Raw genomic sequence first — 11965 nt, forward strand, 5'->3', positions numbered from 1 at the left:
TCTCCTATCCACCGACATTGAGGTTCAGCAGGTGGTTGATGCCCTGGGCGAGGATCACGCTGACGACGCCGAACACCGCCAGCCAGAGCCGCTTTTCCAGCCGCTCCAGCGCGGTTTCGATGCCCTGGAGGCGAAAGCTCAGCGCCTGCCAGCGTTCTTCCAGAACCCGTTCATTCGCCTCGATCCGGGCGTTGGCGGCGTCGAAAGGCGCGTAGAGATAGCGCGAGCCGCCCGTCGCCTCGCGGCCACTCATGCCTCCTCCGGGCGCTCGGGCAGGCCGAGCATGCGGCGCTTCTCTCCCTCCGTGAGGAAATCGGCCTCGGCCACGCGGCGCCATTGCGCCTCGCGCTCGACCGAGAGCGCCGGGACCTGGTCGAGGTCGGGCTTGAGGTCGATCGGCTCGCCCCCCAGCCCCGAGAGCCAGAAGGACAGCGTCGCCAGCACCTTCTGCGCCAAGGGCAACACCGTCAGGCGGTAGAAGGCGCGGTTGGCCTCGGCGTAATTGGCGTAGGTCGCATCGCCGGGGATGCCGAGCAGCATGGGCGGCACGCCAAAGGCCAGCGCGATGTCGCGGGCGGCGGCCTCTTTCGTTTTCTGGAACTCCATGTCCGAGGGGCTGAACCCCATCGGCTTCCAATCGAGGCCGCCTTCCAGCAGCATCGGACGGCCCGCGTTGCGCGCGCCCTGGTGGTGGCTTTCCAACTCCATCTGCAGGCGGTCGAACTGGTCCTGCGTCATCGACCCGGCCCCGTCCACGCCGCGATAGACGATGGCGCCCGAGGGGCGGGCAGCGTTGTCGAGCAGCGCCTTGGACCAGCGCGCGGCGGCGTTGTGGACGTCGATGGCGGTGGCGGCGGCCTGGATCGGGGCCAGGCCGTAATGGTCGTCTTGCGGGTGGAAGCCCTTGATATGACAGATCACCTCGGGCGCGTAGCGGTGGTTGCGGCTGCCGACGGTGTAGTCATAGGCCATGGGCCAGCCATCGGCGCCGGGGACCAGCGCCATGCGGTCCGAGCGCAGGACATGCAACTCGACCGGCCAGCCGGGTTCGGGCGTGACGGCCTCAAGGTAGGCGTTGCCCGACAGCATCAGTTGGGCGAAGGCGGCCTCGAGCAACTCGGCCCGGCCCTGGCCCGCATTGGGCCGCGCGATGAGGCTCAGCGCGGGGTGGGCGTCGTAGCGGCGCGTGCTGTCCTGCGCCACGATGGGCAGGGCGGCGGCGGCCTCGGCGATCAGGCGGACGGCGCGGTAGCCGACGGGGTTGCCCAGAAAGCCGTTCTTCGTCAGCGAAACCGTGTCGCGCGGGGACCAGGCGACGCGGCCCGCGCTGCCCCAGACGGCGACGCGCGCGCTGGCCGAGGCCTTGCGCTCGGGCGTCTGGGGTTCGTTTTTCCTCAGGAAATCCAAAACCATGCGCTTACTCTCCTCAAACCATGCGAATAGGCGCGGCGACCGGGTGGTGCCGCGTGACGGGCGCCGGGGCGCCGTCGGGTCAAATGTGGGTCAGAGCCCGCGGATCGCGGGGGTCAACTGGCGGGCGGCGGGCGCGATCAACCCGTCGGTCAGCGCCCAGACGAGCGCATCGAGCCGGTCAGGGCTGCGCCCGCCCTGGTAGCCGGTCAGCGTCATGCGGCACATCTCGTCTTCCAACTCGGGCAGGCTGCCCAGATGCGCGACGCGCCCCTGTTCGTAGAGCGCGGCGACGGGCTCGGCGCGGGCGGCCTTGCCACGGGCGGCACGCACGGCGCGGTAGTTCACCAGCGGGTCCACCTGACGCATCAGCGTTTCGACAAGGTCGCCGCCCTGGTTCACCTCGGCCACCATGCGGGCGGCGTCGTGGCGGTGATAGGCGGCGCTGGCGGCCTCGGCCCATTCGGTGGGGCTGACGGAACGCAGGCTGCAGTCCTCCAGCACCACGGCGCGCCAGTCCCGCACCGGCCCCTGTTCGACGATGCCGACGACGACGATCCCGCAAGCGTCCGAAGCATCGTGGCCCGTGACCGGCGGGTCGACGGCGACGATCACGCGCATGCCCTCGGGGTAGACCCCGGTGCGGCTGCGGTCGATTTGCGCCCGTTGCCAGAGCGCGCCCTCGACATCGTCCAGAAGCTCGCCCGCCAGTTCCTGCCGCCCCAGCCGGGTGCCGGCATAGCGCGCTTGCACCTCTTCGAGGAACGAGGGGGCGAGGAAGGCGCGGTTGGCCTCGGTCGGCGCGTGGGTCATCACCGTCGAGGGCCGCGCCAGCAGGTCCTTCAGCGCGAGCACGTTGCGCGGCGTGGTGGTGACCACGGCCTGCGGGTGCTGGCCGAGGCGAAGGCCGAATTGCAGCATGTCCCAAGTCTCCTGCGCGTTGGGCCACTTGGCCAGTTCATCGGCCCAGGCGGCGTCGAATTGCGGGCCGCGAAGGGCCTCGGGGTCGTGGGCCGAAAAGAGCCGCGCCTCGGCCCCGTTCGGCCAGAGCAGCATCCGTTCGGACGCCACCCAGCGCGGTTTGCGGTCGGGGGGAGAGCAGGCGAGGATCCCGCTCTCCCCCTTCACCATCACCGCGAGCGCCTGGTCGTAGGTTTCGCCAAGCAGCGCCACGCGGCGGGCGCGGCCCGGGTCGCGCGGGCCCGAGCCCTCGACCATGGACCGCACCCATTCGGAGCCGGCGCGGGTCTTGCCCGCGCCGCGCCCGCCCATGACAACCCAGCTTCGCCAGTCCCCGTCCGGCGGCAGCTGGTGCGGCAGCGCCCAGAACTCGAAGAGCCAGGGCAGCGCCGCCAGCGCGTTGTCACTCAGGCTGTCCAGAAACGCCGCCTGCGCCTCCTGCGTCGCGGAGGCAAGCGAGCCGAAAGTCGATCTCGGCGCGCGCCCCGTCGAGGTCGAGCATGCATCCGTTCCGGTCGGTGCCGAATCTCTTGCTTCCTGCAGCACGGGCTTTCTCCTGCATCTCCATGGTGAACATCAGGGCGTTGTTCATCGCCTTGACGTCCTTCATGACTTCCTTTTCCCCGGTCTCCGGCATGCTTTTCAGCACGCGGACGGTGTCCCTGAGCGCTTCGATCGTGGTCTCGAACGCCTCCATGGCGTAGGCGACGACCTTCTCCGCCTGGTCCAGGGTGAGTTCGAGTTGAATGTTTTCGGTCATTGAAATGTCCCCGTGGGTTGAAACCGCCTCCCGGGAACGAACAGGACATGAAAAAACGGCCCCAAGGGTTTCCCCCGGGCCGTTCACCCACGTCATCCAGCGTGCCTAAAGAGGTGCCATGGACCGTGCGCAGGGTCAAGAGTTTTTGTGTTTTCAAATGGTTAACACACGCACCGCACGGTAACGACCTGTTAACCCGGCCCCTGCTTCATCTTGGCAAGAAAACTCGAAAAGCGGCCACAGGCCGCCGCGCGCGGGCGGGGGTCAAGACCCCGCCCGCGCGCGACCCGTCCAGGGCCAAGCCCTTGATTTCACTGGTTGGCGCGCTCGGCCTCGATCTGCCGCCAGCGGGCGACATTCTCGTTATGCTCGGCCAATGTCTCGGCAAAGGCATGCCCGCCCGTGCCATCGGCGACGAAGAACACGTAGGGCGTTTCGTCGGGGTCCAGCGCCGCCTCGATCGCCGCGCGGCCCGGGTTGGCGATGGGCGTGGGCGGCAGACCGTCGATGACATAGGTGTTGTAGGGCGTCTCGGCCCGCAGTTCCGAGGCGCGAATCCCCCGTCCCAGCACGCCCTGCCCGTTCGTGATTCCATAGATCACCGTCGGGTCGGTCTGCAGGCGCATGCCGCGGTTCAGGCGGTTGACGAAAACCGAGGCCACCTGCCGCCGTTCCTCGGGCACGCCGGTTTCCTTCTCGATGATCGAGGCGAGGATCAGCGCCTCTTCCGGGCTGGCCAGCGGCAGGCCGTCGACGCGGTTCTCCCATGCCTCGGCCAGGATCGCCGCCTGCGCCTCCTGCATCTGGGCCAGCAACTCGTTGCGGTCTGCCCCGCGGCGCATCTCGTAGGTGTCGGGGGCCAGCATCCCCTCGGGCGGGATCTCGGTCACCTCGCCGGTCAGGAAATCGGCGCGGTTCAACCCCTCGACGATCTGCCAGCTGGTCAGGCCCTCGGGGATCGCCACGCGGTAGAAATTGATCGAGTCGCTCTCGACCAGTTCGCGGTAGATCGCGGGGATCTCGTCGTCATAGGAGAAATCGGCCAGTTCGCGCAGCGCCTCTTCCCCCGGCACGCGTTCGCGCAGGCGCAGCTCGCCCGTGCCGTCGATGCGCAGGACGTAGGTGGCGAGGTAGCGGAAGGTCGAGGGACCGCCGGTGGTCACGATATCGAGGATCTCGGCCATGGAGGCGCCGGCCGGGATCTCGTAATTGCCGAAGCGCAGGTCGCCCGCGCGGTCGGCATACTCGGTGCCGAGGCGGAAGATCATGGCATTGGTGATGGCGCCCGCCTCTTCCAGCCCGGCCGAGACCTCGGACAGCGAGGCGCCGCGCGGCACCTCGTAGAAGACCGGCTGATCGAGCGGGCCCTCGGCCTCGAACTGGTGCTGTCCCCAGCCGATGACGCCCGCCAGCGCGATCAGCGCCACGATCAGAAAGCTTATCCCGTTCGCGGCAACGGATTTCCACATGGCCGGTTACACCTTGCCCATGATGAGGCAGGCATTGGTGCCGCCGAAGCCGAAGCTGTTGGATTGCACCGTGTTGATCTCGGCCTTGACCGCCGCATTGGCGCAGAGGTTGATCGGCGTCTCGGCGGCGGGGTTGTCGAGGTTGATGGTGGGCGGGGCCACCTGGTCGCGCAGGGCGAGGATGCAAAAGATCGCCTCGATCGCGCCGGCAGCCCCCAGAAGGTGTCCGGTCATCGACTTGGTCGAGGACATCAGCACCTTGGAGGCGTGATCGCCCATCACACGCTCGACGGCGGCCAGTTCGATCGTGTCGGCCATGGTCGAGGTGCCATGCGCGTTGACATAGTCGATATCGGAGGCCTGTAGCCCCGCGCGTTTCAGCGCCGCGCGCATGGCGCGCTCGGCGCCTTCGTGATCGGGCGGCGGGGCGGTGATGTGATAGGCGTCGCCCGACAGGCCGTAGCCCAGGATCTCGCCGTAGATCCTGGCGCCGCGCGCCTTGGCGTGTTCGTATTCCTCCAGCACGACGATGCCCGCGCCCTCGCCCATGACGAAGCCGTCGCTGTCGGCATCCCAGGGGCGCGAGGCCTTGGTCGGATCGTCGGCGCGTTTGGTCGAGAGCGCCTTGCAGGCGTTGAACCCCGCGATGCCGATGCCGCAGATCGGCGACTCCGCGCCGCCCGCGACCATCACGTCGGCATCGCCCCACTGGATCAGGCGGGCCGCGTCGCCGATGGCATGCGCCCCGGTCGAGCAGGCGGTGACGACGGCATGGTTCGGCCCCTTGAAGCCGTAGCGGATCGAGACCTGCCCGGAGACGAGGTTGATCAGCGCGCCCGGCACGAAGAAAGGCGACACGCGGCGCGGCCCCTTCTCGTTCAGGGTGATCGAGGTGTCGGCGATGGAGCTCAACCCCCCGATGCCCGAGCCGATCAGAACGCCGGTGCGCTCCAGCGCGTCGGTGTCTTCGGGCGACCAGCCCGCATCCCTGATCGCCTGGTCGGCGGCGGCGAGGCCGTAGAGGATGAACTCATCGACCTTGCGCTGTTCCTTGGGCTCCATCCAGTCGTCGGGATTGAAGGTGCCGTTCGACCCGTCCCCGCGCGGCAATTCGCAGGCATAGGTGGTGCCATAGCCCGTCGTGTCGAACCGCGTGATCGGGCCTGCGCCCGACTCTCCGGCCAACAGACGCGACCAGGTTTCCTCGACCCCGCAGGCCAGCGGCGTCACCAGCCCCAGCCCCGTCACAACCACTCGACGCATGTTTCTCGCCCCTTCGTTCGAAACTCCGCGCCCTGATACCGCCAGAGGGGGACCGGGGGCAATCCCCTGCCCGACCTGACCTCGGCAAGGATGCGCTTGCCCTGCAAACGAAATCCGGTCGGAAACGAAAAACGGCGCCCCGAATGGGACGCCGTTTTCCGAACTTCGATCAGGACAGGCGCCTACTGCGCTTCCTTGATGAACTTGACCGCGTCGCCGAAGGTCTGGATCGTCTCGGCGGCGTCATCGGGGATCTCGATGCCGAACTCTTCCTCGAAGGCCATGACCAGCTCGACCGTGTCCAGCGAGTCGGCACCCAGGTCGTCGATGAACGAGGCGTTCTCGGTCACCTTGTCCTCTTCCACGCTCAGGTGCTCGACAACGATTTTCTTCACGCGATCTGCGACGTCGCTCATCTTGATGTCCTCATTCCTTGGTCGCGCCCCTCGTCTCTTCGGGCGCTCTAGGTTTGCGTTCTGCCTCTCCGGCCGCTCACTCGCCCCCGAGGGGGCCGACCGGGAAACAATATGCCCCCGGCAAATCTGCGCCGCTCATATCACAGATTTTTTCGAAGGCAATGGGGAGAGCCGGGCAAATTGACGCCGCGTCAGACCCCCATCCCCCGGCTCAGATCATTGCCATGCCGCCGTTGACATGCAGCGTGGCGCCCGTGACGTAGCCCGCCTCGGCGCTGGCGAGGTAGAGCACGGCCGACGCGATCTCGGCGGGGCTGCCCATGCGGCCCGCGGGGATCTGCGACAGGATCTTGCCCTTCTGGTCGTCGTTGAGCTTGTCCGTCATCGCCGTTTCGATGAAGCCCGGCGCGACGCAGTTCACGGTGATGCCGCGGCTGGCGACCTCGTAGGCGAGCGATTTGGACATGCCGACCATGCCGGCCTTGGCGGCGGCGTAGTTGCCCTGCCCCGGGTTGCCGGTGGTGCCCACGACCGAGGTGATGTTCACGATGCGGCCCCAGCGGGCCTTCATCATGCCGCGCAACGCGCCGCGGCACAGGCGCATGGCGGCGGTCAGGTTCACGTCGAGCACCTGCGCCCATTCCTCGTCGGACATGCGCATGAACAGGTTATCGCGGGTGATCCCGGCATTGTTCACGAGGATATCGAGCGATCCCATCGCCTCGACGGCCTGTTTCGGGAGCGCCTCGACCGCCTGCGCGTCCGAGAGGTTGCAGGGCAGGACATGGGCGCGCTCGGCCAGATCGGCGGCCAGCGCCTCCAGCGGTTCGACCCGCGTGCCCGACAGGCCCACCGTTGCGCCCGCCGCATGCAGCGCGCGCGCCACCTCGGCCCCGATGCCGCCCGATGCGCCGGTGACCAGCGCCGTTTTCCCATTCAGCTCGAACATACCCGTGCCTCCGCTCCGTGGATTTGCGGCTTTCCCTAGCAGGTCGCGGCGCGGCGTTCCATAGCCCGGGCCGCCGCGCCTAGTCAGCCGCCAGAAGCGGGCGGATCAGGGCGCTGTCCGGCTCCAGCAGGTGAAGACCGCCCTCGGCCCGCAGCGCCTCGATGGCGAGGGCGACCCCCTCGTCGCCGAGGATCGCGGTGGAAAAGCGCCGCCGTTCAGCCGCCGCGACCGGGGTGCGGTCGAATGGAAGGCCAAGCTCACGCGCGCTTTCGGCATCGGTGACGCGCAAGGTGCCGCCGTCGATCCGCCGTTCAACCCCCGCCAGCCACAGCAGGATCGCGTCATTGTCCAGCGTGCCGACCGCCCGCGTCGTCAGCCCGGCATTGCGGAAATGGTAGCCGATGGCCAGCAGCCAGTTGGCGTCATCGGTGCCGATGATGTCGCCCAGAACCACCTCGGTCAGGCCGGGGTGCTGCTCCAGCAGGTTGGTGACACGTTCGGTGCTGGCGCCGGTGATCTTGCCCTCGACATGGAGCCGCGTGCCATCCTCGACGCGGAATGTCGTCGCCCCCGCCATGGCAAGCACCAGCAACGCGGCGGTGCCGCCCACGGCCACGACAAGGCCGAGCGCCCAGAAAAGGAGCCTTTTACGCATCGAGCGCGGCGGCGGCGGCCTTCACCTCGTCGGGGGTGCTGACGGCGCGGGTCGCCACGGCGCGGTCGATGCGCTTGACCATGCCCGACAGGGCCTTGCCCGCGCCGATCTCCCACATCTCGGTCACGCCATGGGCGGCCATCCACATCACGCTTTCGCGCCAGCGGACGCGGCCCGTCACCTGCGCGACGAGGTTGGTGCGGATCACGGTGGGCGAGCTTTCGGCCTGCGCGGTGACATTGCCGACCAGCGGCACGACGGGGGCGTTCATGTCGACCTCGGCCAGCGCCTTGGCCATGGCGTCGGCGGCGGGCTGCATCAGGGCGCAGTGGAACGGGGCGGAGACGGGCAGCATCACCGCGCGCTTGGCGCCGCGCTCCTTGGCGATCTCGGTCGCGCGGGCAACGGCCTCGCGGTGGCCCGAGATCACGACCTGCGCCGGGTCGTTGTCATTGGCGGCTTCGCAGATCTCGCCTTGCGCGGCCTCGGCGGCGACCGCGGTCGCGGTGTCGAAATCGAGGCCCAGAAGCGCGGCCATCGCGCCCTCGCCCGCCGGAACGGCCTGTTGCATCGCCTCGCCCCGGACGCGCAGAAGCCGCGCGGCATCGCCGATGCTGAGCGCGCCTGCGGCGGCCAGCGCGGAATATTCGCCCAGCGAGTGACCTGCGACATAGGCCGCGCGGCCGACCTCGATCCCTTCGGCCCGCAGTGCTGCCATCGCGGCCATCGAGGTCGCCATCAGCGCGGGCTGGGCGTTGCGGGTGAGCGTCAGGTCGTCCTGCTCGCCCTCCCAGATCAGGGTCGAGAGTTTTTCGCCCAGCGCGGCGTCCACCTCGTCGAAAACGGCGCGGGCCTCGGGATAGGCCTCGGCCAGGTCGCGTCCCATACCGATGGTCTGGGCCCCCTGGCCGGGGAAGATGAAAGCGCGGGTCATGGTATGCTCTCCCTCGGGCGGTCAATCACTTGACCGAGGGGGCTATCGCAAAGCCTGCGCCGGGGCAATCGGCAAGCGGGGCGGCAGGCTCAGTCCTTGAGGCGGATGCGGATATCCACGTCGTCGCAGGTGCCCCCGCCGTAAGTGCCGATATAGATATCGACCTGCCCGTTCAGCGCCGACATATCGTACAGGCGCAGGCGTGAATTGAGGCCAGAACCGCTGTCGTCGTCGAAATAGTAGGTGCCGTTGGTATCGCGGATCAGCAGGGTCGTGTCGCAATCGCTGTAGAGGCTCACTTCGAGGCGGCGGAAATCATCCATGTCGGACAGGGTCAGCGAGATGGTGGGATCGGCGTAGAAATAGCCGGTTCCGTCGATCCCGGAGCATTGGTTGAGATGGGTGGCGCCGCCAGCACTGACATTTGTGATCCACATCTGGTCGTCTTCGAGATCGGGACCGTTATTGGCATAGGGATCGCCGAGGTAATCGGTGCTCGGGCAGCCGACGACGGGGGTCGCCGGGTTGTAGGGGTCGGGGTCCGTCACCGGGTCGGGGTCGGTGGTGCCGCCGCCATCGCCCGGGTCGGTGCCGGGGTCGGTGGTCGGATCGGGATCCGTGGTCGGGTCGGGATCCGTCCCCGGGTCGGGGTCGGGGTCCGTCACGGGATCGACAACCCCGACATCGGTATCGCCGCCGTCCTGTCCCGCGGGAGCCCCGTCATCATCCGTGAAATCGCCCCAGCACCAATGCGCGTTGCCGGGGTTGGACGCATCGCAATGGTCATAGTCGTTGCCATGACCGTTGTTGCCACTGCCCGACTGGGACCCGTCATCCACCGGATCGGCGGCAACGGGAATATACTCATCCCAGTCCGAGACGAATTCCTCGCCCTGGATCTCGTCGCGCACATTGCCGGTGTGATCGGTCATCGTGCCGATACCCATGTCGAACACGATCAGGCCCGAGGTGGTCAAGGCGCCCAGCAGCACCAGCCAGTCGATGGTGGCGACGCCCCCATCTTCGGCTTCGATGAAACGGGTCATGGTGCTGAGCCGGCGTGTCACGGGCAATACCTCCAGAATCGCGCCCGACGATCATCGGTCGGGGGCGCACATAGTCATGGAGGCGAAAATCTCCGGGAAATCGGGCTGAATTGCGGCAGGGGTGCGGAGACGTCATGGTTTTCGCCCCGAACGGCTCCGGGACGGCGCGATACGGGCAGGAAACCGGTCCGGAGGCCGGCCTTGTCGCCGTGGCGTCAGTCGGGCTCGACCGGCAAGGTCCAGGTCGTGTTGAAATGCGGATCCTGCAATTCACTGGCGACGGTGGTCGAGTGATCGCCGAGCGAACCCGTCATCATGCTGAGCACCAACAACCCGGCCACCGTGAGCGCGCCCAGAAGAACGACCCAATCGACCGTGACGACGCCATCCTGGCGCCAGATGAACCGCGCAACGCGCATGGGGCATCTCCTTTCCCAGGTAACGCAGCACGGCGGCTGCAGACTCGAGACGCGAAACGGTCGGGTTGGCAGACCCGATTTGGGCAATATAGGGGCAGATCGCGGCACGATTTGGGCCGGCTTGCGGCAAAAGAATGGCATCTATGGGGAAGGCGCCGGTTCGACCCCAAGATGTGGCCCGCGCGCGCCGGGCCGGCCGACCAGGGCCAAGGGCGACACAGCGGTGCCGCGCGGGACTTGCCATCCTGCCTGCACGGGCGTATACGCGGCGCAATCTCCGCCAAGTCAATCTGAACGGCGTGCTCCCTCGTGGCCGGGGGGCGGAGATGGAAGCATCCGGCCTTTGAAAGACGCCCGAAACAGCACTGGAGATGACATGGCTCTCTATGAGCATGTGTTCATTGCGCGTCAGGACCTGTCGAACGCGCAAGCCGAAGGCCTGATCGAGCATTTCGGCACCGTCCTCAAGGACAATGGCGGCGAAGTGGTCGGCACCGAGTACTGGGGTGTCAAGACCATGGCCTACAAGATCAACAAGAACCGCAAGGGCCACTATGCCTACATGCGCACCGACGCCCCGGCGACGGCCGTGCAGGAGATGGAGCGCCTGATGCGCCTGCATGACGACGTGATGCGCGTCATGACCATCAAGGTCGACGAGCATGACGAGGGCCCCTCGGTTCAGATGCAGAAACGCGACGAGCGCGAAACGCGCCGCGAACGCCGCTAAGGAGAGGACAGGACAATGGCAGCCAAACCGTTTTTCCGTCGCCGCAAGACCGATCCGTTCGAGGGCGAGAACGCCCCCAAGATCGACTACAAGGACACCCGCCTCCTGCAGCGCTACATTTCCGAGCGCGGCAAGATCGTGCCTGCCCGCATCACCGCCGTGGGCGCCAAGAACCAGCGCAAGCTCGCCAAGGCGATCAAGCGTGCCCGGTTCCTGGCGCTCCTGCCCTACAGCGTGAAATAAGGAGCCCAAGTCATGGACGTTATCCTTCTGGAACGCGTGGCCAAGCTGGGCCAGATGGGCGAGGTCGTCTCGGTCAAGGACGGCTACGCCCGCAACTACCTGCTGCCGCAGAAGAAGGCCCTGCGCGCGAACGAGATGAACCTCGCCGCGTTCGAGCAGCAGAAAGCCCAGCTCGAGGCCCGCAACCTCGAAAGCAAGAAAGAGGCCGAAAGCCTCGCCGAAAAGCTGGACGGTCAGCAGTTCGTCATCATCCGCTCGGCATCGGACGCCGGTGCGCTCTACGGGTCGGTCTCGACCCGTGACGCCGCCGAGGCCGCAACCGAGGCCGGCTTCAGCGTCGACCGCAAGCAGGTCGTCCTGTCGCGTCCGATCAAGGAACTGGGCCTGCACAGCGTGCATGTCGTCCTGCACCCCGAGGTCGAGGCGAATATCGAACTGAACGTCGCCCGCTCGCCCGAAGAGGCCGAGCTGCAGGCGTCGGGCAAGTCGATCCAGGAACTGGCCGCCGAGGAAGAAGCCGCCGCGGAGTTCGAGATCGCGGAACTCTTCGACGATATCGGCGCCGCGCAGCTGGACGAGGACGACGAGGGCGCCCAAGCCCCGGCCGCCGAGGCGACCGAAGCCGAGGGCGACGAGGACTGATCCTCAGCCCCTCCGCGCGACACGATCAGGCCGCTCCTTCGGGGGCGGCCTTTTTCGTTGCGCAAGGCG

At 67.5% G+C, this 11965-nt stretch carries 15 protein-coding genes; 3 read left to right on the forward strand and 12 right to left on the reverse strand.

The annotated features are described in order from the left end of the window. Positions 1-4: 4 nt before the first annotated feature. From ABD923_RS15885 to ABD923_RS15940, 12 genes are all read right to left on the reverse strand, one after another. Positions 5-253, reverse strand: coding sequence for a GTA head formation protein, RCAP_rcc01685 family (locus ABD923_RS15885; protein WP_025312495.1), 249 nt, complete (start codon positions 251-253; stop codon positions 5-7). After that, positions 250-1413, reverse strand: coding sequence for a phage portal protein (locus ABD923_RS15890; RefSeq protein WP_259552306.1), 1164 nt, complete (start codon positions 1411-1413; stop codon positions 250-252). Before ABD923_RS15890 ends, ABD923_RS15885 begins: the two co-directional genes overlap by 4 nt. Before the next feature lie 90 nt (positions 1414-1503). Next, entirely contained in the window at positions 1504-2790 is a 1287-nt protein-coding gene (locus ABD923_RS15895; protein WP_259553101.1) for a DNA-packaging protein, read from the reverse strand. Beyond that, the gene (locus tag ABD923_RS15900; protein ID WP_259552304.1) at positions 2774-3130 is read right to left on the reverse strand and encodes a hypothetical protein; all 357 of its coding nucleotides are present in this window, start codon (positions 3128-3130) and stop codon (positions 2774-2776) included. The genes ABD923_RS15895 and ABD923_RS15900 overlap by 17 nt, the downstream gene beginning before the upstream one ends. Positions 3131-3441: 311 nt before the next feature. Next, positions 3442-4599 (reverse strand): endolytic transglycosylase MltG, encoded by a 1158-nt coding sequence (gene mltG / locus ABD923_RS15905; protein WP_259552300.1) that lies wholly within the window; start codon positions 4597-4599, stop codon positions 3442-3444. 6 nt (positions 4600-4605) lie between these two features. Continuing rightward, the gene (gene fabF, locus ABD923_RS15910; RefSeq protein ID WP_259552299.1) at positions 4606-5862 is read right to left on the reverse strand and encodes a beta-ketoacyl-ACP synthase II; all 1257 of its coding nucleotides are present in this window, start codon (positions 5860-5862) and stop codon (positions 4606-4608) included. A 182-nt stretch (positions 5863-6044) separates the two neighbouring features. Beyond that, the gene (locus ABD923_RS15915) at positions 6045-6278 is read right to left on the reverse strand and encodes an acyl carrier protein (protein WP_222186905.1); all 234 of its coding nucleotides are present in this window, start codon (positions 6276-6278) and stop codon (positions 6045-6047) included. Between the two features lie 211 nt (positions 6279-6489). Beyond that, the gene (gene fabG, locus ABD923_RS15920; protein ID WP_259552297.1) at positions 6490-7227 is read right to left on the reverse strand and encodes a 3-oxoacyl-ACP reductase FabG; all 738 of its coding nucleotides are present in this window, start codon (positions 7225-7227) and stop codon (positions 6490-6492) included. 79 nt (positions 7228-7306) lie between these two features. Then, positions 7307-7882, reverse strand: a complete 576-nt coding sequence (locus tag ABD923_RS15925; protein ID WP_259552295.1) for a hypothetical protein — start codon at positions 7880-7882, stop codon at positions 7307-7309. Beyond that, positions 7875-8816: an ACP S-malonyltransferase gene (gene fabD, locus ABD923_RS15930; RefSeq protein WP_259552293.1), complete on the reverse strand. Its 942-nt coding sequence runs from the start codon at positions 8814-8816 to the stop codon at positions 7875-7877. The genes ABD923_RS15925 and fabD overlap by 8 nt, the downstream gene beginning before the upstream one ends. Before the next feature lie 89 nt (positions 8817-8905). Continuing rightward, on the reverse strand, positions 8906-9862 hold the full coding sequence (locus ABD923_RS15935; protein ID WP_259552292.1) for a hypothetical protein: 957 nt from the start codon (positions 9860-9862) through the stop codon (positions 8906-8908). A 215-nt stretch (positions 9863-10077) separates the two neighbouring features. After that, on the reverse strand, positions 10078-10281 hold the full coding sequence (locus ABD923_RS15940; RefSeq protein WP_259552290.1) for a hypothetical protein: 204 nt from the start codon (positions 10279-10281) through the stop codon (positions 10078-10080). Positions 10282-10657: 376 nt separating this feature from the next. Between ABD923_RS15940 and rpsF the strand changes: the two genes are divergently transcribed. The 3 genes from rpsF to rplI are packed head-to-tail and all read left to right on the forward strand — an operon-like array spanning position 10658 to position 11896. After that, positions 10658-11011, forward strand: coding sequence for a 30S ribosomal protein S6 (rpsF, locus tag ABD923_RS15945; RefSeq protein WP_222186897.1), 354 nt, complete (start codon positions 10658-10660; stop codon positions 11009-11011). Between the two features lie 15 nt (positions 11012-11026). Next, positions 11027-11254: a 30S ribosomal protein S18 gene (rpsR, locus tag ABD923_RS15950; RefSeq protein ID WP_222186896.1), complete on the forward strand. Its 228-nt coding sequence runs from the start codon at positions 11027-11029 to the stop codon at positions 11252-11254. A gap of 12 nt (positions 11255-11266) precedes the next feature. Next, positions 11267-11896 carry a 50S ribosomal protein L9 gene (gene rplI, locus ABD923_RS15955; protein ID WP_259552287.1) on the forward strand — a complete coding sequence of 210 codons (630 nt, stop codon included), beginning with the start codon at positions 11267-11269 and terminating at the stop codon, positions 11894-11896. Positions 11897-11965 lie beyond the last annotated feature (69 nt).

It is taken from the genome of [Roseibacterium] beibuensis, assembly GCF_039542305.1.
Lineage (GTDB): Bacteria > Pseudomonadota > Alphaproteobacteria > Rhodobacterales > Rhodobacteraceae > Roseibacterium > Roseibacterium beibuensis.

Excerpts from the sequence above, each read along its gene's own strand:
- ABD923_RS15885 (WP_025312495.1), bottom strand. The coding sequence starts at position 253 with ATGAGTGGCCGCGAGGCGACGGGCGGCTCGCGCTATCTCTACGCGCCT.
- ABD923_RS15890 (WP_259552306.1), bottom strand. The coding sequence starts at position 1,413 with ATGGTTTTGGATTTCCTGAGGAAAAACGAACCCCAGACGCCCGAGCGC.
- ABD923_RS15900 (WP_259552304.1), bottom strand. The coding sequence starts at position 3,130 with ATGACCGAAAACATTCAACTCGAACTCACCCTGGACCAGGCGGAGAAG.
- mltG (WP_259552300.1), bottom strand. The coding sequence starts at position 4,599 with ATGTGGAAATCCGTTGCCGCGAACGGGATAAGCTTTCTGATCGTGGCG.
- fabF (WP_259552299.1), bottom strand. The coding sequence starts at position 5,862 with ATGCGTCGAGTGGTTGTGACGGGGCTGGGGCTGGTGACGCCGCTGGCC.
- ABD923_RS15915 (WP_222186905.1), bottom strand. The coding sequence starts at position 6,278 with ATGAGCGACGTCGCAGATCGCGTGAAGAAAATCGTTGTCGAGCACCTG.
- fabG (WP_259552297.1), bottom strand. The coding sequence starts at position 7,227 with ATGTTCGAGCTGAATGGGAAAACGGCGCTGGTCACCGGCGCATCGGGC.
- ABD923_RS15925 (WP_259552295.1), bottom strand. The coding sequence starts at position 7,882 with ATGCGTAAAAGGCTCCTTTTCTGGGCGCTCGGCCTTGTCGTGGCCGTG.
- fabD (WP_259552293.1), bottom strand. The coding sequence starts at position 8,816 with ATGACCCGCGCTTTCATCTTCCCCGGCCAGGGGGCCCAGACCATCGGT.
- ABD923_RS15935 (WP_259552292.1), bottom strand. The coding sequence starts at position 9,862 with ATGACCCGTTTCATCGAAGCCGAAGATGGGGGCGTCGCCACCATCGAC.
- ABD923_RS15940 (WP_259552290.1), bottom strand. The coding sequence starts at position 10,281 with ATGCGCGTTGCGCGGTTCATCTGGCGCCAGGATGGCGTCGTCACGGTC.
- rpsF (WP_222186897.1), top strand. The coding sequence starts at position 10,658 with ATGGCTCTCTATGAGCATGTGTTCATTGCGCGTCAGGACCTGTCGAAC.
- rpsR (WP_222186896.1), top strand. The coding sequence starts at position 11,027 with ATGGCAGCCAAACCGTTTTTCCGTCGCCGCAAGACCGATCCGTTCGAG.
- rplI (WP_259552287.1), top strand. The coding sequence starts at position 11,267 with ATGGACGTTATCCTTCTGGAACGCGTGGCCAAGCTGGGCCAGATGGGC.